Raw genomic sequence first — 21596 nt, 5'->3', positions numbered from 1 at the left:
CGGCGGGCAAGCGCAGCCTTGATCGCGGCTGCGCTTCACTCACAAATGCGGGAAAAGCGCCCGGCCGACGGCATTGGTAAGTTCGACGGCAGCGCGGCGAAAAGACTGATTATAAGTTTTTTGAAATGTCTGAACATCGATCTCAGGAAGCGCCTCAAAGGTGAGGACCATCGGTTCCTGCGGAAGGCGCCACCAAACGGCATCCTTAGTGAGCCAGCGAGGATGGGCGGAGATTCTTACCGGTGTGATAGGCCGGTTGGCGTGTAGTGCGAGCTGCGCCGTGCCTCGATGCATCTTGGGAATTTCACTCAATTGAATAGGTGTGCGGGTGCCTTCAGGAAAAATCACGAACGAGACGCCGCGGGAAAGTTCTGCTTCCAGAAGACCGAGTGCTTCGGGACCGGCGTCGTTGGGGATGTAGCCGGCTCCCAAAATGGGGGCTCGCGTAAACCAATTCTTGAGGAGCGATGCTTTGACAATAGTGGTTGCTTCTGGAACGATGGATAAAAGGCACACAATGTCGATCAGTGATGGGTGGTTGGCCGCGAGAATCGCTCCTTTTTTCTGGAACGCTTCGGGGTTTTTGACCTCAATGCGTACGAGACCGAGTGAGGTGACAACACTGACAAAGAGCCCAAACCAGCGTTTTACGACCCGTCTGGCCAGACTTTTCTTTTCTTCAGGCGTGCCGCCCGCCATCTTGAGCCAAGGCGTGAGGAAAAAGCCGAAGACTATTCCGCCCAGGCCAAAGAGCGCAAAAGCGAAAGCAGTAAAGGCCAGACGAAAAGGAAGGAGCGCTCGGCGGCGGAAGGCATGCATGGAAACTGCATTCATTATGGGTGCCTCGTCTCGGCTTCAAGTCTGCTGGTTTTTGCCCAAATGTGCGCCGCATGGCGGTCAAAATGCGTAAAAGTACGATCGTCTGAGCCGAGCAGCCAGGCCAGTACTTCCAGTGCCGGTGAGGGGCCGCCCAAAGTGTCGAGGCGATTATCGGACGTTTCGGAAGCCGACAGCGGCCGTGTCGTCAGGGCTGCGCAGGGACCTTTCGCACACACCTCGCGCCATTGATTCGGATCGGCTGTTTCATGTTGACGGCCAAGCAGCAGCCCGACGGCATGTGTCACGCCGGCAGCGTTCGTCTGTACGGGCGGCTTTAGGTCGGCACAGATAAGCAGAACCTGCGGAGCTTCAAAGAGCAGACCAACCGCGGATTCAAAGGCGGCTTCGAGCGAAAAAGGACCGCCCGCAAGCGCAGTGAGGTTGCCGGTATGCCCAAGCGCAATGGATAAGAGCGCCGGAGGGGCATTATGCACACTTGTCGAAAAAGCGGCCGGCGAAACGGTTCCGCCGGCGGCAACACTTTCGAGTGAATCCACCGCCAGCTGCAGATCGCCCCAGCGGGAGGCATAAACCCACGGCAGATTTTTATCCTCGGCTGCTGCGAGGAGCGGTGCGGCCGCTTCGGCAGCAGCTCTCCCTAAAGGCGAGAGCCGGCGACGAAGCATCGGCGGGACAAGGACTGCCGGCGCTTTGGGTTCTGCGGCGTTCAATGGAGCATATTCGCTCGAAAGCAGTCCAAAGTCCGCACCGTGCGTGCGGAGGGCGGCAAGCCAGGCAGCCCGGTCAGCCAGACCGGGCGCCCAAGCGGACCAGGCAAGAATCTGTGCACAGTTGATCATGGAATGATTGTGTTTCGGATTTTTGCCTGAATTTTAAGGAAGATGGATGCTATTTGGCGTAGGGCTTCCAGTCTCCGTCTTTTTGTTTGAGATATTCCTGCCCCTTATATTCGAGTACTTTAGCCTGTCCGTTTTCAGAGACCGGATTGGTTTCAGGCAGATCCTTCACAAGCGATTCCAGCGGCGTGGCACCGCCCTTCTTTGAGAAGAAATTCGTTTCGAGCGTGCGTCCGATCAAGGTGGTCATTGCAAGATAGCTCGTCGGCCCCGTCACGTGGATGGGCGCATCGGGGAGTCCCTGCAGACCGACGAACTTCACCATCGTCGGCACTTCCGTGATGCGAAGAGACGGGATATCGCGCAGACGCGGCGCCTGAATTTTGTCGCCGCGGACGGCTGCGCCGTGTTCGGGCACGACGAGGACCATTACTTTGCGTCCGGAGCGCTCCAGTTCACGCAGGAAGGTCTGCAGATCATCGAGCAGCTTCTGGGCGCGGGGCTTAAAAGGCTCGGCACGGCCGTGACGCGGCAGGCGATTGCCGTCGTGCAGTGCAATGAGGTTCATGAAAGTAACCGTTCGCTTGTCTTTTGCTCGCTGCAGAGTGCGCTGCCAGTAGCGAAGCAATGCAAGGGTATCGGTGAGCTCCTCATCGTCAAATCCCATATAGCGGACGGCAAGGTTTTTCCCCAGACTTTCGAGATCCGCAGTGAGGCCCGTTTCGTTGCGCAGCGTCGGCAGGAAGCTGTCGTATTCGCCAGAGTGGTCAAACATCATGTGCTGGCGGTAGCCGATGGTGCCCAGACGGTTGAGAATTTCGCATTCGGGACGGCGCTCGCCGTAAATGCCTTGGTGTGAAGGCTGTCCGCAGGCTCCTGTGAGAAGTCGAATGGCAGCCGGCCCCGAATAAGAGGTGGCGCTGTTGAAGCGGTCAAATCGGATGTTGAATTTCTCGAGGACCGGGTGCTTGTCGAGCTGAGAAGCGACCAGGTCATCATTGGAAAGCGAACAGATGTTGAGGAGCAGAATGTCAAAGGGCGTGTCTTTATCGGGAAGCCCTTGGGGCAGTTCAGCGCGGCGCTCCTTTTCGTAGTTGAGGAACGCCTGATACCACTCTTCAATGGTCTTTGAATCGGCAGCTGCGCCGGCCGGCCCGCCCTCGGCAGTTTCTGTGCCGCCAGCCGCGGCTTCACGGGCCGCGGGCGCAAAGAACGCATCAAGATAAGGCATGGTCACCATCACCGCGAAGTAGCAGATCGTGATGAATGTGATGCGCACGCAGTTGCGAAGCAGATACCAAAGACAAAAGATGAGCGCTGCCCAGCCGACCATCTGCCAGTTGATGAAGTCGAGGGCAAAGTCAATGACGTAGTTCAGTGAGAATCCCTGCACCGCGGCTGCGTTCGTTGTGAGGCTCGCAATGGGCGGCAGCCAGCTTTCGCTGTAGGCGAGCGCAGCACCGGCCGCAACAGCGGCAAGACCGCGCAGTGCGCTCAGCCACCGATAGGGAATCGGAATCAGCAAAAAGACGAGCAGAAGCGCATTCCAAAGAACGTCTAGATTGAGATAACTAAAGTAAGCAAGCGCAAACTTCAAAATGAAATAGACGTTCCAGACACCGAGCCCGCGCCAGGGGAGCTTAAGCTCGGCGGCTGCTCGGGGCGTCTTTTGAGTCGGAGGACTCGGCGGTGTATCCGGCGTAGTATTTTTGTCGGTCATGACGATCTGATCAGTGTCTGTAGCGTTCACTTGGCGCCGCTCTGTCGAGGCAGCAGAAGTCGTCCGTCAGCATCGAAGGCAAAGCGTTTGTCGTCGAAGCCGAGGCCGTAAAGATTCAGAACGTTGCCGTAGTAACGGTCCGGACTGACGGGATCGGCAGCGAGCGTCGTGCGGATGAGGCCTGCAGTACGGTCGTTGCCGAGAAGTTCGAGAACACAGGCGCCGAAATAGGCGGGACCGGGACCAGAAACGTCTCCAGTCGTCACCGATACTTCTTCGGGCGGGGTGTTCATGCGGCGAACGATTTCAAGGAAGGGACGGAACTGCTTTTTGAGCACCGGACTGGCCGGGTCAAGCGGTGACATCATTCCAACCCAGAGATAAGTGCGGATGGCGTTGTAGCTGCCGACTTCGTAATCGCTGCCTTTCGGGGGAACGAGGCGGCCTGACTTATCAAACTGCGCCCATTCGGGGGCGTAGCCGCTCGGAGCGGAGCGTACGAGCATGCGCAGTGATCCGTCATACACTTTTTTCCAATAGACATCTTCCAGAGCAAAGCGTTTCAGGATGAAAAGCGGGTAGTAGCTTGGATTGAGCTTGACAAGACCGTTCTTTTCAAAACCAACGCGTCCCGGAAGAATCACGTCGCCAAGACCATCAACGGTGCGGACTTCTTTTTTAAGAAGTTCAAGCATGGCGCGGCCCTTGGCCGTATAGCCGTCATTTTTCCAGAGACGCCCGGCTTCTAGCAGGTTGTAGGCGATCCACATGTCGGAATCGGCGGCATTATTGGTATCCAGAATCTTCCAGGACCGGGACGCTTTGTCTTCGCCCCAGAGCCAAGCAGGAAGCGTCTTGGTGATGTCGCCGCCCGACAGGTTTTGCTCTGTCCAGCTCAATAACGCATCGAATGTTGTGCGGTCGTCAGCGGCAAGCGCGAAAAAGAGCGCATAGCTCTGACCTTCGCTCGTCGTGATTTTGCGCTCGTCACTGCGATCCACTACGCGGGCGTTGTCAACGCTTGCCGTCTTGAAGGCATCCCACAAATCCCAGGCATGAGCCGACACGGCAGCAGTTGCGCCAATAGCCGCACAGAGTCCCGTAACGATGAAGTGCTTGAGTTTGGACATCATGCTCTCCGACCGACCCAGCGGCGCATAAGGAAGAAGGCGGCAAAACCGATGATCGCGGCGGAAATGAGCGCGAAGAAAACGAGCCAGCCGGGGTGTTGTGAGAGCCGCATCCAGATTTGATGCTGCACAGGGAGGTTCCCCACTGCATAACGGTCGCCGACACTGAAGGCTGCCAGACCGTCCATTGAAACGACGGTGGTAGAACCGCCGGCAGCGGCGAGCCCCTGGGCATCGCCGAGTGCATCTGCAAGCACCACAGCACCGGCTTCGCCTTCAGCAAGGAGCGCCACGACAGAGTGCTCGGAACTCAGAGGTGATTTGAAGCCCGAAAGAACGCCGACGCCCGGAGCAAAGATGGACTGCTGAGGCGGTTTGGGGAACTGTCCTGCTTTAAACGCTTTCGCGGTTTCTTCCTGAACCTTGAGGGCATCGTCTTCATTGATGTCAGCGAGCAGCGCCGGCATCGCCCCGACTAAAAGCACATCACGGTCCTTGAGAATGGGATCTGCAGGATTTCCGGTCACCGCGATGCGGTTGCCGAAGGCGCCGGTGGCGGCTGACATGCGGCCGACGGCATTAAGCATCGCGCGGATGGACTGGGGTTCGGCATTGTCCGCAATGAGCACTGCAGTTTCAGCCAGATCGGCGTAGCGCGTGAAGGGATAGCCCGTCTGTGTGAAGAGCTTTAAGTTGGGCATTCGCGCGTAGTGATAAAGGCCGGAAATTTCCAGCGTCGATGTAGGTTCGACTTCAAACTGGTGCGGGAATACCATAATCGACTTGCAGTTCTCGGGCGATCCGCCTTCATACGTGCGTTCGTAGTGCATTTCGAACGTGAAGTCATTGGTCTGCGCAAGTGCGAGCGCGTCATTGGTATTGTTAAATAGGGCGCCGTAAAAGCCCGGGAGCGAAATCACGCGCGAACCATGACCGTCCTTCGTCGGCAGCGGATCGGAATCAATGAGCCGGCCGTTGACCAAAGCGCGGAATTGCCCGGCTTCATCCTTCATGGGTTTGGAGGCGCGGTAGTCGACCTTCATTTCCAGAGTGGCATTGTCGACCATGAAGAGGTCGGGGGCGAGCCGCACGGGCAGATGCACGGGCGGCATCGCATAACCCTTAGCGGTGAGCTGTCCCGAATATTCGATTAAGCGGCTGAAGGGAACCTTCTGATCCGTGTCGAGCCAGCGCGGTGCGTCGTAGGCTTTGCGGCGCTCGGGTTCCTGCTGTGCGGCGGGCTTGAAAGTGTCGCCGATCATCACGCTGCTGCCTCGGCCGAGTGCCTTCATAGCGGCAATTAAATCCGCATCGTCGCGGCCCGCGACAATGAGCATTTTCTCAGCAAGACTGTTGGGCGCATCGGCGACGGAGATCTGCGGCCCCTCAACTTTTGGAAAATCCTTCAAAAAATTCGGGCGAGCCGTATTCGTAACGAACACCACGAAGTGCTCGCCTGCCGGAGCTTCATTGAAATATACGGGGAAATCTGCACCGCGCCAGTAAGCGAGCCGGCCTGCCCATGAGGCCGTCAAGGCCGCAGCAGTCTTCATGGCGGCTGACGGCGCAGACGGAAAGACCATGGGCAGCACCGTTGGGTCACCTGTTGCAGTGTCAATAAAAGGTGCAGGCAGTTTGCCCATGTCGCTGCCGAGACGGATGCGCTGCTTTTCGAGCACCAATCGGCTTTGAGCATTGATGTTGAGCCAGAGTGCATCGTCCGCAGGATTCTCGCACGTCGACTGAATGTGTCCCACGAACTCAATCGAGACTTGGTTCATCGTCTGCATTGACTTCGGATTGAGCGAGAAAACGAGCTTGCTCGGCTTCCCAATCATGTCTTTCGTCAGGACGGCGGTCTGCTGGAGCTGGCCATTCAGATAGATGTTGAGCTGAGAGGTGGTATCCAGAACCGACGGCGAGGCGGTGAAGGACAGTTCGAGATCCGCACGGGAAATAACATCGTCCGAGCGAACGCCGAAGTCGAAAAACTGATTCTTGACGAGCCCAGTGAGCTTCACGCTTTTTGCTTGTCCGCCGGGCACTAAATTCAAAAGCGGTTTGATTTCCGTCCGGGTGCCTGTCGCGTCGGTGCGCCAGACGGGCGCAAAATCGGCCGCAGGCTGCATCGGCGCAGCACTGGGGGCAGGTGTGTGCAAGGCTAAAAGAACGAACGCGGAAAGAGCGGCAGCCTTAAAGGTCTCTGCTCCTAGGCGGAAGGTGGGGTGAGCGAACATCGTGGGAGAGGTGCTGAAGTGATCAAAGCGGTTTGAGCACCAATGCTGCAGCGCTGACGCGCAGAGTGTTTGAGCGTTCGGCAGCAGAGCGCGGGACTTCAACCACAAGCTGCGTTGCGGAGGTCATCGTAAAAAAAGGGATTTTACTAAATAAAAGAGATGTGCAGGAAGATTGAAAGCAGTGTGCGGCACTGAAAACCAGATGTTGAAAGCTAAAACTGGCTGGTATACAGTAAACAGAAAGACCAACTGAAAATGGGCCGGAATAGGGTTTGTTTGCCGCACTGAAATCCGTGGTGAACGGAGGTGCTGCGATGCACTTCGCTGCAGCGTGAGATTGCTTTCAACCGAAGATTAAAAAAAGCGCTGAACACCCCTTAGAGTCTCACTTTGCTCAATCGTGGCAAGATTGTGCCGAACATTCTCAAAATGGATGGTTCTGCCTGCGGCAGAGGGAAGTTGATTGATTTTGAATACTATGATCCAAGCGGTTAATTGCTTGTATTGGGTCGCTTAACGGCTGGTGCCGTGGCTCGCAGCTATCCGTACCTTGCTTGCTATAACAACAGGAGACGCAGCAATGACAACGATTGCCTACTTTGCGGGATGTGCTGCGAGCCTGCTTTTCTTTGGCCGTTTATCTAACCGTTTCGGTCGACGGCCTATGGCTGCACTCGCCGCGCTTTTGGTGTTGCGGTGCTTATGCTGCTCAGCCAGCTCGAGAGTCTTGCGGCACTTTATATTGCCCGCTTGCTGCAGGGATTTGCGTCAGGACTGACGGCTTCCGCAGTGATCGCGTGGATTGTTGAATCTATTCCTGCCGTATATGCCAAAAGTTCCGCAGTCTCTGCAGCGATTGTAGGCGGAGGACCTTCCATTGGCTTCGCAGTCGGTGCTTTGCTGACCGGCATATGGGTTGAGAGTCTCAAAATGCCGCTGCAGTGGTTGCTCCTATCGCTGGGCACGGTTGCTGTCTTGACGCTGCCCGCCATTTTTCTTTCCGCCGAAACAGCTCATTGCCGACCAATCCCGCTGAAGGATTTGTTGATATGTGCCGGGCGGCACCGAAGTGCTGGAGATCGGTCATACGGCAAAAATGGCTCAGCTCATCTCGGCACTGACGGGGGCGATTTGTACGAAATTCAAACGGAAAAAACTATCCGGCCAATTATCGAGAAACGACGCGTGTAGCAGAGGATGAACTTCGCTGCGATGCAAAACCGATGCTTGCAGGAACACTTCCAGACCTTTCCAAATATGACCTCATCTTTTTGGGACATCCAATTTGGTGGGGAAAATTGCCGCCAGCGGTCAATTCGTTTCTGAGTGCTGCCAATCTCTCCGGGAAAGAGGTTGCACACTTTTGCACGCATGCCGGCAGCGGTTTTGGAACGAGTGACTGAGAACTGCGCGCCCAGGCTCCCAACGCTCAGTTTCTTGAGTCTCTGAGCGTTGTCGGCACTGAGGCTGACCATGCAAAGGTGCAGATCGAAAACTGGGTTCGGCGTGTGCTAAATCGCTGAGATTCGCTTTAGGCCTCTGTTTTATAAGCGGACGGGGTTTTCGGCAGGAATGAAATGATGCCGTCGCGCAGTGCCGGAAGCGTTTTGCCTGGCAGGAATTCAATCATCGAACGATAGCCATAGACGGCAATATTCCAGAGCTGTACAAACCCGGTGAGGAATCGGTCGTCAATCGTCGGGTCCGGCGTGGTCGCCCACATGCCGCGGCGTGCAAAGGTGCATCGGTTGAAGTTTCGTTCTTCCGTTTTGTCAGCAAAACGCATGGTGAAGTCGCGGATGCCCTTTGTTTCGAAAACGCTGGCAGCAGCGGTGAATGTGAAACGATGCTCGCCGTCAGAAAGATGCAGTCGGACTGCTTGGCCTTCAGACAGCCGAGTCAGTGCTTCGTCCAAATTTTTGATTCGAACTTCGACCTGAGAATATTCAACGAGTTCAGCCTGATGGATAACACCGTCTGCTTCAACTTCCACGGGAACGGAAAGCGGCACACGCGGGAAAGCATGGGTCTGGACCTCTTCGACAGCAACGGCCATTGAGGCTCCGAGAATCATCAGATTGTAAACAATCCAGCCAAGATTGATGATGAGCGTCAGGAACTCTGGATTGGGGGAGAAGAACGCTTTGCCAAAGCCGATGGCCAGTCCAATCAGGTTGAGTGCGATGAGCACCAGATAGGGTTTGGAGATGTCCCAGTCCAAGTATTTCTTGTCGATGGTGCCGCCTTTGGCCGTCACATTGAATTTACCGACATGCGGAGCGATAAGCGCAACCGTCGTAGGAATGAGGATGTACCACGAGAGAATCGTCTCATAAACGCCCGAGAGGAACGGATATCGGTATCCGCGCTGGAGCATCTGGTTGGTGACGGCAGAGTGAACCATGTGCGGAATCACGTATGCGAAGATCGAAGCTGCCGTTGCATAGATGATGTAAATATCCGCGAACATGTATGGCAGCGGCGCGACGAGAAAAATTAAGCGCGGAAGCCCATGCAGGAAGTGGAGCATCGCGTTGAAGAAACACAGACGCTGCGGCAGCGTGAGGCCTCGTCCGAAAAGCGGATTGTCCAGACGGAAAATCTGAATCATGCCGCGTGCCCAGCGGATGCGCTGCCCGATGTGAGCGGAAAGCGTTTCAGTGGAAAGCCCGGACGCCACTGCACGGTCAATGAAGGCGGAAGACCAGCCGCGGCGATTGAGTTTGAGCGAGGTATGCGCGTCTTCGGTCACGGTTTCGACGGCAATGCCGCCCACTTCATTTAAAGCTGCGCGGCGCATGACGGCAGAAGACCCGCAGAACATGGTGGCATTCCACGTGTCGTTGCCCTTTTGAATGAAGTCGTGAAAGAGCGAATTTTCAATCGGCAGACGCCGGTCGAGATGCATATTCTTCTCGAACGGATCCGGAGAATAAAAGTGATGCGGCGTCTGCACGAGCGCAATCTTCGGATCCTTGACGAGCCAGCCCATGGTCGAGAGGAGAAAGTCGCATGAGGGCACGTGGTCGCAGTCGAAAATCACGATGAATTCGCCGTCGGTCACCGTCATTGCATGATTGATGTTGCCTGCTTTGGCGTGGTTATGTTCTTCACGCTTGATGTAGCCCGCCCCCACTTCATTGGCAAATGCTTTAAAGGCGTCACGGCTGCCGTCGTCCAAAAGGTAGACGCGAAGCTTGTCAGCGGGCCAGTCGAGGTTTAAAGCGGCGTAGACCGTCGGCTTGATGACGTCAAGCGATTCGTTATAAGTCGGAATGAAGATGTCGACAGTGGGCCAAACTTTGCGGTTGGCCGGGAGCGGGTAGGGCTTTCTGTCGAGTACCCAGCAGACCTGGAAGTAACCGAGCACCATCACCGCGAAAGCATAGAGTTCGGCGAGGAGCAGCGCACAGGAAAAGAACAGATCAAGTGCTGTGTCGCTGTTGACCGTTGACGTGCAGCGCCACCAGAGGTAACGCCCGGACACGACGATTGAGATCACAAAGAGAAGCATCAGACTGATACGTGCTCGGATGCGTGCCAATGCGATCATCGAGAAGAACATGAAGGTGAGAAAGACCACCTGCCCCTGCAGATTGAAGGGCTGAGTGATACAGATCGCTGCCAGAATGAGACCCAGAATCACCGCAATGGCGATGAGTGTCTTTTCTCCGAAGGAGAACTGCGTACGATCGTTGACTTCTCCTGAATCTCCGGCATTTGACGCTTCAGAAAGCGGCTTCACGCGCCGAATGATCGAAAGACAAAAATTGCCCCAGAGTTCGCCTACACGATTGATGATGCGCCCGGCAGCCCGCAATCCGGCCAGCACTTTTTCAACCGCCTCTGCGCCGGACGGTCGGCCCGGCTTCACAAAAAGAAGCCAAAAAGACTGAATGATGACGCGCAGCGAATCCAAAAGGCGAGGGCATTCCGGGTTGATCTGAGGGTAGTAGTCCCGCAGACGGCTTCTTAATGTCCCAAAAGGCTCGCGTTCGAGCGGAAAGATCACGAGCAAAAGCGTGAGCAGCAATCCGTTCACTAAAAGAGAAGGGGTGCTGGCGCCATTCTTTCGCCATGATTCAAAGCGAGCGCAAAGCGTTTGAGGAAGGACTGCCCGGAGGAAGCTTGTCATAACAAAAAACAGTTGGAAGCGGCGGAGAAGTCTGGATCTGTCGGCAGGCTTTTCCCGCAGACGGCTGAATGGCCGGCAGTTTAGCGGCGTCGGTACGCCCTGGCAACAGCATTGACGGATGCGGAGCATAGCCCATGAGATCCTTCGCTATCATTGCGGCGTTCCAACTATGCACGATCGAGCGTGTCTCGTATCGTTTGCCGCCGCTTCCAACAGGATTCGTCCATCATGCAGCCATCTGCTCACCTCATCGACTATGAACGCCGCTTCGGCGGTGTAGCCCGTCTTTACGGCCGCGAGGGCGCCGAAGCCATCGCGAAGACGCATTTCTGCGTTGTCGGGGTGGGCGGCGTCGGCTCTTGGGCGGTTGAGGCGCTCGCCCGCACCGATGCTCGGCTCATTACGCTCATCGATCTCGATCAGGTGGCCGAAAGCAACACCAATCGCCAAATTCAGGCTTTGGGCGACGAGTACGGGAAAGCAAAGATTGCGGCGCTAAAGGACCGTATTGCGCTCATCAATCCGCGAGCGGAAGTTCGTCTCGTTGAAGAATTCGTAGACGAGGATAATGTTGAGGCATTAATCCCCGCGGATGCAGTAGTGCTTGACTGTATTGATCAAGTGCGCGCCAAGGCTGCGCTGATTGCATACTGCCGAAAATTAAAGCAGTTCATTGTGACGTCCGGCGCGGCTGGCGGACGCGTCGATCCTGCTCAAATCCGCACGGGCGACCTCGGGCGCATTACGGGCGATCCGCTGCTTTCTTCCGTTCGCTATCGCCTGCGCAAGGCCTACGGATTCCCCAAAGCTTCACCCGATGCCGGCCGCCCCGGCAAGCCGATGACGCCGCTTTTTCGCGTGGCGTCGGTCTATTCTGCGGAGCCCGTGAAAAAACCGTTGGAGGGAGAGACCTGTGCCGTCACGCAGTCGTCTGGACTTGCCTGTTCCGGCTACGGTTCCGGCGTCGTCGTCACGGCCAGCATGGGCATGATGTGCGCTTCCATCGCGCTCAATGAGGCCTGCCGGCGCGGCTGAACGCGGCGAAGAAAAAGACCTCGAACAGCGCTGTTCGAGGTCTTGAGAATTGCAGTTTGCGCTCGAGCGCTCAGTTGAGCGGCAGGCGTTCCTGCACGATCGCAGCAAACGTGCGGGCTGCGTACGCAAGGCCCAGATCGTTGAAGTCAAAGCCCGGATTGTGAAGCTGTGCGGTGTGTCCTTCGTCGCCGAGGCCCACCTGCATATAAACGCCGGGTACCTTTTCGCTCATGAAGGCGAAGTCTTCGCCGCCCATGCTCGGCGCGAACTTGGTGTCGACACCCGCTTCGCCGTACACCGACTGGAGTGCCGGCAGGATGGCGCGCACCAGCGCAGGATCATTAATCTGGGGCGGATAGCGGCGCTGGTAGTCAAGCTTGACTTCACCGCCAAATACCGTGCCGATGCCCTGAGTGATTTCATTGAAGCGAGCTTCAATTTTGTCGCGTACCTTCGGGCTGTGGGTACGGATCGTTGCCGACAGATTGACCCGCTGAGGAATCACTGTGGGCGCGAGCGGATCCCCCGCCTGTACAAAGCAGCAGCTCACCACGGCGGAGTCAGCGGGGTTGATGTTTCGTGCGACGATCGTCTGAAGCGCCAGAATCAGCTCAGCTGCGGCCGGCATCGGGTCGATCGTTTCCTGCGGGCGAGCGCCGTGGCCGCCTCGGCCTTCAACGGTCATGTATGCGATATCGACGGAAGCCGTCATGGCGCCTTCGCGTACGGCAATCGTACCGAGCGGACGGGAAGGAGCGCCGTGAATGGCAAACACTTCTCTGCACGGATAGCGCTCAAAGAGCCCGTCCTTAATCATCTTGTCCGCACCTGCCCAGCCTTCTTCCCCAGGCTGGAAGATGAGCACAACGGAACCGGCAAAGTCTCTGGTCTGCGCGAGCAGTGTGGCTGCGGCAAGCAGCCCTGCGGTGTGACCGTCGTGGCCGCACAAATGGGCGCATTTGTCAATCGCGCTCTTCCAGGCAACTGAAGTTTCTTCCTGAATGGGGAGCGCATCGGTATCCGCGCGCAAACCAATCATCGGACCGTCTTTTTTCCCGCGAATGACGGCGCACACGCCGTTGCCGGCAAATCGATGAACCTGTTCGACCGGAAGCGTCTGGAGAAAAGCTTCAATCTTGTCAGCGGCACGGGCCGTGTCCATCCCGATTTCCGGGTGCTGGTGCATGTCGCGGCGGAATTCCACGATGCGGCGGGCCGCTTCGGCACCTACGAGTTCTGTGAGTGCGTCAATTGCTTGAGCCATCTGTGTTCAGATCCTTTTGCGAATAATGATGATTCATCCATTATGAGCGCAGACTCATGCGGGCTGACTCGGGCGAAGTGCTCAAATGCTGTGCGCCCGAGCGCTTTTTGAACAAATATCTTGCCTCTAATCTCTTCATAAGAAAGCCGAGAGAAGCCCCTGAATGGATTTCGGGGAAGGAAGCGCCGGCAACCATCGGCCTCAAACAAGTCTGCGGCAGCATGTCGCCATGCTGCCGCCCCCATTCACAGCGGGAATGACCGCTCCCCGTCTTGGGGCAGCCCAAGGCGAAGCGGCCGAAGTGACGGTTTGACTGGATCAAGCCTCGTCACTTCTGTTGTCGAGCGGCTTAGCGCACCAACTCATACGGCCACTGCATCGTGCCGTACATGTTGTAAATGTGCTTATAGCCCGATTCAATCAGGATCTTAGCGGCGCGTTCGACGCGCACCCCCGAGCGGCACTGCACGAGCACTTTCTGATTGAAGTCGGGCGCAGCTTCGAGCCGCATGCCGGGATGAAAGGTCGAGAGCGGTACGTTGACGGCGCCCTGAACGTGACCTTCTGCAAACTCTTGAGGTTCACGGACATCGATCACCACGACGCCTTCAGCCATCATTTTCTTGGCGGTTTCGGGCGTCACCTTGGCATAGGCCGGATTGGTGTAAGTGAGCGGCTGCGAAGGCTGCGGAGAAACAGGTTCAAGCGCGGCTGCGCCGGAGGACAGTGCGGCGGAAAGCGCCGCTGCGGAAATGGCTTGAGTCATAATTTTTGTGAACTGCTTGAAATCTGGCATCGGACAGAGTGCTGTATTTGGTGAAAAGTTGGAACTCAAAATTTTGCGCTTGCCTGAGCGCAGCTGCAATGGGAGAAAAAACAGTTGAGTTTCGAATATTTGCAGGTTTGCCGTTTCTCCTGGGCGGCAGAGGTCCTTCGAGCGGGGCAAAATAACCGACTCTGGAGAAGGAGATTGCCCAATCATGGCACAAAAGGAAAGGGTTGCACCCGTTGCCGTCATTACCGGTGCATCAAGCGGGTTAGGGGCGGTATTTGCGCGAATTGCCGCTCGTGAAGGTTATCGGCCGGTGCTGGTAGCCCGCCGTCAGCAGCGTTTGGAAGCGCTTGCCGCTGAAATCGAGACGGCCTCAGGTCTGAAGCCTTGGGTGCTTGCGCTCGATTTAACAGAGTCTGCAGAGCTTTCGCGTCTCATGGATTTCTTGGAGACGCGCAGCGTGACGCCCGAAATTTTCATCAACAATGCGGGGTTTGGTGATTTTGGTCCCATGGTGGATGCCGACGAAGAGCGTATCAGCCGAATGCTGCGGCTCAATATTGCTGCGCTCACGGGGCTATCCATTGAAGCCGCCCGTGCGATGAAACGGCTCGGGCGGGGCCGCATTCTTAATGTCGCTTCGACAGCGGCCTTCCAGGCTTGTCCTGGATTCGGCGTCTATGCAGCCACCAAGGCTTATGTCGTCTCTTTTACCGAAAGTCTCTCTGAAGAACTCCGCGGTACGGGGGTATCTGCTACGGCCTTCTGTCCCGGCCCGACAGCAACGGAGTTCGGCGAAGCTGCGGGACTCGACGAGTCGGCTTTCGGCCGAATTTCGCTCGACAAATGGGAGCGCTCGGCTGCGGCATGCGCGGAGGCCGGGTGGGCCGCAATGCAAGCAGGGCGAACGGTGAAGATTGACGGCTGCTGGAATACGGTGCTTGCTGTATCGGCTCAAATACTGCCCCGTCTTTGGGTGCGTCGGATCGCCGGCGTCATTTTTCGCAACGTGCCGCGCAAATAAGGTGCTCGTTGCGCTCGCAAGGGCGGAGACGATGCTGAAGATTTTCAACGCCTCTTGCTTAAGATCGAGTTGCACTACTCTGTTCGTATTAGGTGAAAGCTTGTAATGTGCTGAAATTAGCAGCGATGTTTTCTGCATAATCAATGTAATTGGTTTCGCGAATCTGCAGTTTTGCAGGCTCGCGCGCGCATCACAAAAGGTGTTCCCATGCAGATATCTTCCCTTTCTCGCCGCGGCGTACTTGCTTTGTCTGCGGCTGTTGCACTTGCGCTTGCAGGCTGCGGCGACAAATCCGCGCCGGCTGCCGGTGCTGCCGCTAAGGCTGAACTTACGCCCGTCGGCATTGTTCAGCTCGTTGAGCACGCTGCGCTCGATGCCTGTACGAAGGGTGTGGTTGATGCACTCGCTGAACGCGGCTTCAAGGACGGCGTCAATATCAAGCTTGATATTCAGAATGCTCAGGGCGACCAGTCGAACCTTCACAATATTGCCAATCGTTTCGTGTCCAACAAGGACAAGGTGATTTTTGCTGTTGCAACACCTGCCGCTCAGGCTGTCGCAACGGTTGCCAAGAACACCCCGATCGTTGCTACCGCGATTACAGACTTTGTGGCGGCCAAGCTCGTCAAGTCCGATGATGCGCCCGGCGGCAATGTGACGGGCGTATCTGACTTGGGGCCGATTGAGGCTCAGCTGGATCTGCTCCTGAAGTTCATCCCGAACGCTAAGGTGGTGGGCACGATCTATAACTCGAGCGAAATCAATTCCGCCTATCAGGTTGAAATCTTTAAGCAGGCTGCCGCAAAGCGCGGCGTTGAAGTGCTTGAAGCGACCGTTTCCAACGTGAACGATATTCAGCAGGCTGTGGCAAGTATTTCGAGCAAGGTAGCCGGCCTCTGGCTCCCGACCGACAATGTGCTCGCTTCCGCTATCCCTGCTTTGGTCAAAGTGACGAATCCCGTGAAGCTGCCGGTTGTGGCTGGCGAACGCGGTATGACCGAAGCGGGCTGTCTGGGCTCCATTTCCGTGGACTATTACGAAATCGGCCGCATGACCGGTCAGATGGGCGCAGATATTCTTGAAGGGAAGAAAAAGCCCGCAGAAATGCCGGTTCAGCATGTTGCCACCGGTACCCCCGTCTTTAATTTGAAGGCCGCTGAGGCGATCGGCGTGACGATCCCCGAAGAACTTAAAAAAGGAGCGGTGCTCTTTCAATAGCCTCGCATAGAGGCCGCGCCGCCAGAGCGGAGTCGATAAAGCGCTGTGAAAAGTGCTCGAACGGCTCCGCTTTTCTTTTTCGGCTTGAGAATGCGCAAGTGATCTGAGGAATCTCGCCTAGCAGAGAAAAATGTCTCTCAGAGAATGCGCTCAAGAAAGCCCTAGAATTCAATCTTCCACCTAAAAAACAATCGAGTGCACCGTTTTTCAAATGGTGCTCGAGCGTACCTACAAAGGAATTTTCATGCTCGATCTTCTGATCTCTACCGTCGGCCAAGGCCTTCAGTGGTCCGTGCTTGCGCTCGGCGTATTTCTGACCTTCCGCATTCTCGACATTGCCGATTTGTCGGTGGAGGGCTCTTTCCCTCTGGGCGCAGCGGCTGCCGCTACGGCGATCACTTCCGGGCTGGGACTGCCTGCCGCTTTTGTGCTTGCGCTGATTGCCGGCGCACTGGCCGGCGCGGTTACCGGCATCCTTACGACGAAGCTGCGTATTCCGGCGCTGCTCGCGGGCATTCTTACCATGATTGGGCTCTATTCGGTCAATCTCCATGTCATGGGCAAGTCCAACATTGGTCTTTTGCAGGACGAAACGGTTTTCACGATTCTTGAGAATTCGCTGGGACTGTCTGTTGCGGTATCCGGTCTTGCCGTTGGTCTTATCTTCGCAGCGCTGATTGCCGTCATTCTGTATTGGTTCTTCGGCACAGAACTGGGCACCGCCATCCGTGCAACGGGTTTCAATCCCCAGATGGCCCGCGCGCAGGGCATCAATACCAATACGATGGTTGTGCTCGGGCTAGTGATTTCCAACGCGCTTGTGGCCTTGTCGGGCGCAACCGTGGCACAGGCCAACGGTTTTGCCGACGTCGGCATGGGCGTGGGCACCATCGTGATTGGGCTCGCTTCGGTCATCATCGGCGAAGTGCTTTTTTCGCCCAAGTCTTTTAAAACGAGCCTGATTGCCGTCATTCTGGGTTCCATCGTTTATCGTCTCGTTATTGCTTTCGTGCTCGAAATGGGCATGCCTCCGAACGACCTCAAGCTTTTCACGGCTGTGCTCGTCGCCTTCGCACTCGCGCTGCCTTTGATTAAGGAGAAATGCGCAGGACTGCGCGCTCACGGCTGATGCCTGACGGGCCTTTCGTTCTCCCATCAAACGCAAAACACTCAGACGAAGGACATTTGAAATGCTTGAACTCCAGAACGTCAAAAAGACTTTCTTCGCCGGTACAGCCAATGAAAAAAAAGCGCTTCGAGGCGTAAGCTTCACGCTTGATGACGGTGATTTCTGTACCGTCATCGGTTCTAACGGCGCGGGTAAATCAACAACCCTGAATGCCATTGCCGGCGTCTTTCCCATCGATTCGGGTTCGATCAAAATCGACGGCGTAGAAATTTCCAAAATGCCTGAATGGAAGCGAGCGTCCATGATCGGCCGAGTCTTTCAGGACCCGATGCGCGGTACGGCTGCGGGCATGATGATTTCAGAAAATCTGGCCGTCGCTGACCGACGCGGACGTCGTCCGACATTGCGCTGGAGCGATCGCGCGGACCGTAATGCTCGCTTTGCCGAATTGGTGAAAATGCTTGGCCTGGGTCTTGAAACCCGCATGACCGCACATGTGGGACTGCTCTCGGGCGGTCAGCGCCAGGCGCTTACGCTGCTTATGGCGACGTTGGTGCGCCCCAAGCTCCTGCTGCTCGATGAACATACGGCCGCTCTTGATCCGAAGACGGCAGCCAAAGTGCTTGAAATCACTGAACGGCTCGTCACGGAGCAAAAGCTCACCACGCTCATGATTACGCACAACATGCGCGATGCGCTTCGCTACGGCAACCGCCTCATCATGATGCACGACGGACGTCCGATCCTTGATGTGCGCGGCGAGGAAAAAGCCAAGCTCACCACGGTGGATCTTTTGAAGTTCTTCGAAAAGGCGGGTGACGGCGTTTCCGACAAGATGCTGCTCGCAAGCTGATTCGGCAGAGCAGAAAAAAGAGCAAAGCAAGGAGGCGGATGACTTGGAGCGTCCGCCTTTATTGTTTTTGGGAGCGAGGCTCTCAAAGCGAGGTTTGACGGTGCATTAACACGATCTTCACGTGTTTTTGACGGTGCAGGCTGACAATTTTTCTTCCATGGCAGCAGCCAAGTTCAAAAACGCACAACGTTCAAAATGACTGAAGAGCAAAAGAACGATGCCGCACCGCAAAGTGCGCAGGGAGACCTCCATCGAGAGAATGAAGCCCAAGAACACAAAGGACTTAAAGTTCCTCGAACGGTCTGGGCTTTGGGTTTTGTGAGCCTGTTAATGGACATCTCTTCGGAGATGATTCATGCACTGCTGCCCCTTTTTATGGCTGGGCCATTAGGCGCGAGCGCAGTGCTGATCGGCTTGGTTGAAGGGGCGGGCGAAGGCGCAGCGCTGATTACGAAGGTCTTTTCGGGGGCGGCTGCCGACCGTTTCGGTCACCGCAAGCTGCTTGTATTCCTCGGTTATGCACTGGGGGTTCTCTCAAAACCTGTTTTTGCACTTGCCGATTCTGTGGCGCTTGTTTTCGCTGCACGCGTTTCCGACCGCATCGGCAAAGGGCTTCGCGGGGCGCCTCGTGACGCCATTGTTGCAGCGGTAACGCCTAAGTCGCTCTGGGGCGAGGCATACGGCATTCGTCAGTCGCTCGATGCCGCCGGTGCCTTTGTCGGGCCGGCCCTGGCGAGTCTCTTTCTCTTTTTCTGGACGGATGACCTTCGTTCCATCTTTTGGCTGGCATTGATTCCCGGCGCGCTTTGTCTGCTCCTCATTCTCATGGGCGTTGAAGATGCTCCGGAGAAGCCCGCCGCGAAACGTCCTGCCGTCAGACGCTGGAGCGATCTGGCGGAGTGCTTCACGGTCGCAGGTCCGGCCTTTCGAGCGCTGCTTGTGCTGGGTATTCTTTTTTCACTTGCTCGCTTTTCCAATGCCTTTCTTGTGCTTCGTGCAGCGGACTCGGGCATCTCAACGGCTGCCGTGCCGCTCTTGATGGTGGGCGTCAACATTGTTTTTTCACTGGTATGCGTACCGATTGGAAAACTTTCCGACCACATGCCTGCTGAGCGGCTTCTCGCGCTGGGTTTGGTTTTCCTGGCTTTGTCAGACGTCGTCTTTGCCGTCTGGGCTACGCCCGTGGGAGCATCGCTTGGCGCCGCGCTTTGGGGGCTCCACCTTGGCGCGACACAGGGCGTTTTCTCCAAGATGACGGCAGATGCCGCTCCGGAAGACAAGCGGGCCACGGCTTTTGGGCTTTTCAGCTTCGCGAGCGGAGTGGCTGCGCTTGCTGCCGGACTCGTTGCCGGCACGATCTGGGAGTTTGTCGGCCCGTCAGCCACTTTCTGGCTGGGCTCGGCCTTTGCTGCCGCGGCTTTCGTCTGGCTGCTTTTGGGGCTTCACCGCCGTCCGGTCTGTGCGAAATCCTAAGCCTGATGATCCGACCTCGTAAACCTATCACTACATAGCTATATATCAGCACGATGAATAGATTTTTGAGTATTGGCGAAGCTGCGGAACGTCTGGGCGTTTCCATTACCACGCTCCGACGTTGGGAAGCTTTGGGACGCCTAGTGCCCAAACGCACGCAAGCAGGTCATCGCAGATACGATGCAGCTCTGAGTGATCACTCCCCGGCCTGAAGGCCGGAGCTTCTTGATTCGCAGACCCTCGCGGCGTCTGCTTCCTGATTCAAAGCCGCCACGATTCCACAACGCCGTGAAGGACGCAGGAACACACGGAGGGCTCGGCAGGCATCGATTCGGGGCGATCCACCCCTATGTTTCTCTTCTTCGCACGAGGCACTCGAAGGAGCTTCTTCGACTCCTTCTTCTTCACCAATCCTTCAAGAATCATTTTCACGCCGCGGTTCTTAATCACGCGGCTGGCGTTCAGATCGGCGTTCTCCTCGTGCCCGCATCCCTCGCGTCCGCAACAGAAGACCGCCTGACTTGGACGATTCTCCTTCGCCGTGTATCCACATTTGGAACACTCCCGGGATGAGTTCTTCGCATTTACAAATACCGCGACCTTACCGTTTCTGCGGCACTTGTACAGAATGCTGGTCCGCAGTCTTGCGAAGCGGCTTTTCGTGACGGCCTTGTTGAGACCGCTCTTCGCCGCTGCGCCGTTGGGCTGCGCGCGGCCTTTGTCATCGTATTTCGGTTTGGGCCGCCGGACCATTCCGGCGACGTTCAGATCCTCCAGCGCCACCACCTCGATCCCCTCCATCACAGCGATCTTGTGCGAGGTCTGGTGGCAGAAGTTGTTGTTGACGTTCTTCTCGTAGACGTAGGTCTTGGCGATTTTCCGCGTCTGCTTCCTGTAGTTGCTGCTCCCGGGGTTCATTCGGGCGAGACGGCGCTGATGCCGCCTGCGGCCGAAGTCCTTGCGCGCGATGCGGGTCTTCTCGATCTCGGAGAGGTTGAACGACTCCCCGCTGCTGAGCTGCAAACGAATCTTGACGCCTACGTCGCCGCCGATGGTGCGCTCGGTCAACTCTTCGGGGGTGAGCTTCCTCAGCCGGGCGAGGATCTCCTCCTCTGTCTCCGGGAACTCTGTGAGCTCGTCCTCGTAACTGAAGCCGAGCTGGAGGCACTGATTCGTGCAGGTGATCATCACCATCGCCGGCATCTCAAACCGGCGGTGGGCGCGGAAGCGGATGCGGCCTGCTGTCTTTTTCTTTGGTCCAAAGGTGAGCTCCCACCACTTCTGCGAAACCTGCTTGACAGAGAAGTAGTCGCGCGTGAGGGTAAGCTGCCGGTCGGCGTTCCTGATGGGCTTGCGGTGAGGGCGCTTCGAAAGACCCCGCATGAAGCGTGTCATGGCCTGAAAGAAGCGGTACGCGCCGATGCCTCGAACAGCGCTCAGCACCTCCTTCACCCACGGCACGGTGTCGGGGTTCACGAGGTGGGCGTACTTCTGATCGGGCTTAGGAAGCGGCTCCGGCGACCAGAACTTGCAGCGGAACTTCCAGAAGTAGTTCGACTCTTCCACCTTCGCGTTGTAGACGAGCATCTGCGCAGCCGACCACGTGAGGTAGGCCTCACGCGAAGCGTCGTCTTCAAAATGGGCGGCGAAGGAACGGCCGGTCTGCATGGTGGATCTGAGTCGGGGAATAGGCCTGTGATTTGCCTTTTATACCATTTTTTTCAAATAGCTAAGGATCATTATTTCTCCAAACTCGCACGAAATGATCCACTACATGATCCGGTGGCTTTCCATGGCTTGGGGCGCATTCCTCCCCCACCTGAATCTCTGGACCACCCCCCCCCCCCCCCCCCCCCCCCCCCCCACCCCCCCCCCCCCCCCCCCCCCCCCCCCCCCTCTCTTCCGCCCCAAATCCATGCCCGTCGAGTCC

19 protein-coding genes and 1 pseudogene are annotated in these 21596 nt (G+C 56.7%); 11 read left to right on the top strand and 9 right to left on the bottom strand.

Annotated elements, in window-relative coordinates:
* Positions 1-39 precede the first annotated feature (39 nt).
* The 5 genes from DES29_RS10170 to DES29_RS10150 are packed head-to-tail and all read right to left on the bottom strand — an operon-like array spanning position 40 to position 6865.
* The gene (locus tag DES29_RS10170; protein WP_016474091.1) at positions 40-834 is read right to left on the bottom strand and encodes a lysophospholipid acyltransferase family protein; all 795 of its coding nucleotides are present in this window, start codon (positions 832-834) and stop codon (positions 40-42) included.
* Positions 834-1679: a beta-ketoacyl synthase chain length factor gene (locus DES29_RS10165; RefSeq protein WP_016474092.1), complete on the bottom strand. Its 846-nt coding sequence runs from the start codon at positions 1677-1679 to the stop codon at positions 834-836. The genes DES29_RS10170 and DES29_RS10165 overlap by 1 nt, the downstream gene beginning before the upstream one ends.
* Before the next feature lie 49 nt (positions 1680-1728).
* Entirely contained in the window at positions 1729-3426 is a 1698-nt protein-coding gene (gene bcsG, locus DES29_RS10160) for a cellulose biosynthesis protein BcsG (protein WP_249031207.1), read from the bottom strand.
* Positions 3423-4526 (bottom strand): cellulose synthase complex periplasmic endoglucanase BcsZ, encoded by a 1104-nt coding sequence (gene bcsZ, locus DES29_RS10155; RefSeq protein ID WP_021995553.1) that lies wholly within the window; start codon positions 4524-4526, stop codon positions 3423-3425. Before bcsZ ends, bcsG begins: the two co-directional genes overlap by 4 nt.
* Positions 4526-6865 carry a cellulose biosynthesis cyclic di-GMP-binding regulatory protein BcsB gene (locus DES29_RS10150; RefSeq protein ID WP_236578825.1) on the bottom strand — a complete coding sequence of 780 codons (2340 nt, stop codon included), beginning with the start codon at positions 6863-6865 and terminating at the stop codon, positions 4526-4528. The genes bcsZ and DES29_RS10150 overlap by 1 nt, the downstream gene beginning before the upstream one ends.
* 478 nt (positions 6866-7343) lie before the next feature.
* Here DES29_RS10150 and DES29_RS12765 point away from each other — a divergent pair, with 478 nt between their 5' ends.
* From DES29_RS12765 to DES29_RS12760, 3 genes and pseudogenes are all read left to right on the top strand, one after another.
* The gene (locus DES29_RS12765; RefSeq protein ID WP_113854840.1) at positions 7344-7541 is read left to right on the top strand and encodes an MFS transporter; all 198 of its coding nucleotides are present in this window, start codon (positions 7344-7346) and stop codon (positions 7539-7541) included.
* Positions 7457-7954: pseudogene (locus DES29_RS10140) on the top strand (MFS transporter); the annotation flags it as partial. The gene DES29_RS12765 and the pseudogene DES29_RS10140, both read left to right, overlap by 85 nt.
* A 32-nt stretch (positions 7955-7986) precedes the next feature.
* The gene (locus DES29_RS12760) at positions 7987-8166 is read left to right on the top strand and encodes a flavodoxin (RefSeq protein ID WP_051123268.1); all 180 of its coding nucleotides are present in this window, start codon (positions 7987-7989) and stop codon (positions 8164-8166) included.
* 128 nt (positions 8167-8294) lie between these two features.
* Here DES29_RS12760 and bcsA read toward each other — a convergent pair whose 3' ends face one another.
* Entirely contained in the window at positions 8295-10898 is a 2604-nt protein-coding gene (gene bcsA / locus DES29_RS10130; protein ID WP_113854846.1) for a UDP-forming cellulose synthase catalytic subunit, read from the bottom strand.
* Between the two features lie 228 nt (positions 10899-11126).
* Between bcsA and DES29_RS10125 the strand changes: the two genes are divergently transcribed.
* On the top strand, positions 11127-11933 hold the full coding sequence (locus DES29_RS10125; protein ID WP_021995549.1) for a tRNA threonylcarbamoyladenosine dehydratase: 807 nt from the start codon (positions 11127-11129) through the stop codon (positions 11931-11933).
* Between the two features lie 70 nt (positions 11934-12003).
* On the opposite strand, the gene DES29_RS10120 is transcribed toward DES29_RS10125, so the two are convergent.
* Positions 12004-13197, bottom strand: coding sequence for an amidohydrolase (locus tag DES29_RS10120; RefSeq protein ID WP_016474100.1), 1194 nt, complete (start codon positions 13195-13197; stop codon positions 12004-12006).
* 163 nt (positions 13198-13360) lie between these two features.
* Between DES29_RS10120 and DES29_RS12525 the strand changes: the two genes are divergently transcribed.
* On the top strand, positions 13361-13510 hold the full coding sequence (locus DES29_RS12525) for a hypothetical protein (RefSeq protein ID WP_156022077.1): 150 nt from the start codon (positions 13361-13363) through the stop codon (positions 13508-13510).
* 36 nt (positions 13511-13546) lie between these two features.
* Here the strand turns inward: DES29_RS12525 and DES29_RS10115 are convergent, their stop codons facing one another.
* The gene (locus DES29_RS10115) at positions 13547-13963 is read right to left on the bottom strand and encodes a rhodanese-like domain-containing protein (protein WP_236578824.1); all 417 of its coding nucleotides are present in this window, start codon (positions 13961-13963) and stop codon (positions 13547-13549) included.
* Between the two features lie 214 nt (positions 13964-14177).
* Here DES29_RS10115 and DES29_RS10110 point away from each other — a divergent pair, with 214 nt between their 5' ends.
* The 6 genes from DES29_RS10110 (at position 14178) to DES29_RS12755 (ending at position 19878) form a co-directional block, all read left to right on the top strand.
* Entirely contained in the window at positions 14178-14993 is an 816-nt protein-coding gene (locus DES29_RS10110) for an SDR family NAD(P)-dependent oxidoreductase (RefSeq protein ID WP_016474103.1), read from the top strand.
* Between the two features lie 207 nt (positions 14994-15200).
* On the top strand, positions 15201-16211 hold the full coding sequence (locus DES29_RS10105; RefSeq protein WP_113854838.1) for an ABC transporter substrate-binding protein: 1011 nt from the start codon (positions 15201-15203) through the stop codon (positions 16209-16211).
* Between the two features lie 244 nt (positions 16212-16455).
* Positions 16456-17340 (top strand): ABC transporter permease, encoded by an 885-nt coding sequence (locus tag DES29_RS10100; protein ID WP_016474105.1) that lies wholly within the window; start codon positions 16456-16458, stop codon positions 17338-17340.
* 61 nt (positions 17341-17401) lie between these two features.
* Complete coding sequence (locus tag DES29_RS10095) at positions 17402-18193, top strand: ABC transporter ATP-binding protein (protein ID WP_005430124.1); 792 nt, start codon at positions 17402-17404, stop codon at positions 18191-18193.
* Positions 18194-18388: 195 nt separating this feature from the next.
* A complete protein-coding gene (locus DES29_RS10090; RefSeq protein WP_021995270.1) occupies positions 18389-19666 on the top strand; it encodes an MFS transporter in 1278 nt (425 codons plus the stop codon).
* Between the two features lie 53 nt (positions 19667-19719).
* Positions 19720-19878 carry a MerR family transcriptional regulator gene (locus DES29_RS12755; protein WP_201638697.1) on the top strand — a complete coding sequence of 53 codons (159 nt, stop codon included), beginning with the start codon at positions 19720-19722 and terminating at the stop codon, positions 19876-19878.
* A gap of 49 nt (positions 19879-19927) precedes the next feature.
* On the opposite strand, the gene DES29_RS10080 is transcribed toward DES29_RS12755, so the two are convergent.
* Positions 19928-21334: an RNA-guided endonuclease InsQ/TnpB family protein gene (locus DES29_RS10080; RefSeq protein WP_113854837.1), complete on the bottom strand. Its 1407-nt coding sequence runs from the start codon at positions 21332-21334 to the stop codon at positions 19928-19930.
* Between the last annotated feature and the right edge of the window lie 262 nt (positions 21335-21596).

Source organism: Sutterella wadsworthensis (genome assembly GCF_003315195.1).
In the GTDB taxonomy this organism is placed as follows: Bacteria; Pseudomonadota; Gammaproteobacteria; order Burkholderiales; family Burkholderiaceae_F; genus Sutterella; species Sutterella wadsworthensis.
The sequence above is the reverse complement of the archived record's forward strand: the minus strand, read 5'-3'. Positions and strand labels throughout refer to the sequence as shown.

Coding starts and splice junctions, on each gene's coding strand:
- DES29_RS10170 (WP_016474091.1), bottom strand. CDS start 834: ATGAATGCAGTTTCCATGCATGCCTTCCGCCGCCGAGCGCTCCTTCCT.
- DES29_RS10165 (WP_016474092.1), bottom strand. CDS start 1,679: ATGATCAACTGTGCACAGATTCTTGCCTGGTCCGCTTGGGCGCCCGGT.
- bcsZ (WP_021995553.1), bottom strand. CDS start 4,526: ATGTCCAAACTCAAGCACTTCATCGTTACGGGACTCTGTGCGGCTATT.
- DES29_RS12765 (WP_113854840.1), top strand. CDS start 7,344: ATGACAACGATTGCCTACTTTGCGGGATGTGCTGCGAGCCTGCTTTTC.
- DES29_RS12760 (WP_051123268.1), top strand. CDS start 7,987: ATGCTTGCAGGAACACTTCCAGACCTTTCCAAATATGACCTCATCTTT.
- bcsA (WP_113854846.1), bottom strand. CDS start 10,898: ATGACAAGCTTCCTCCGGGCAGTCCTTCCTCAAACGCTTTGCGCTCGC.
- DES29_RS10125 (WP_021995549.1), top strand. CDS start 11,127: ATGCAGCCATCTGCTCACCTCATCGACTATGAACGCCGCTTCGGCGGT.
- DES29_RS10120 (WP_016474100.1), bottom strand. CDS start 13,197: ATGGCTCAAGCAATTGACGCACTCACAGAACTCGTAGGTGCCGAAGCG.
- DES29_RS12525 (WP_156022077.1), top strand. CDS start 13,361: ATGGATTTCGGGGAAGGAAGCGCCGGCAACCATCGGCCTCAAACAAGT.
- DES29_RS10115 (WP_236578824.1), bottom strand. CDS start 13,963: ATGACTCAAGCCATTTCCGCAGCGGCGCTTTCCGCCGCACTGTCCTCC.
- DES29_RS10110 (WP_016474103.1), top strand. CDS start 14,178: ATGGCACAAAAGGAAAGGGTTGCACCCGTTGCCGTCATTACCGGTGCA.
- DES29_RS10105 (WP_113854838.1), top strand. CDS start 15,201: ATGCAGATATCTTCCCTTTCTCGCCGCGGCGTACTTGCTTTGTCTGCG.
- DES29_RS10100 (WP_016474105.1), top strand. CDS start 16,456: ATGCTCGATCTTCTGATCTCTACCGTCGGCCAAGGCCTTCAGTGGTCC.
- DES29_RS10095 (WP_005430124.1), top strand. CDS start 17,402: ATGCTTGAACTCCAGAACGTCAAAAAGACTTTCTTCGCCGGTACAGCC.
- DES29_RS10090 (WP_021995270.1), top strand. CDS start 18,389: ATGACTGAAGAGCAAAAGAACGATGCCGCACCGCAAAGTGCGCAGGGA.
- DES29_RS12755 (WP_201638697.1), top strand. CDS start 19,720: ATGAATAGATTTTTGAGTATTGGCGAAGCTGCGGAACGTCTGGGCGTT.
- DES29_RS10080 (WP_113854837.1), bottom strand. CDS start 21,334: ATGCAGACCGGCCGTTCCTTCGCCGCCCATTTTGAAGACGACGCTTCG.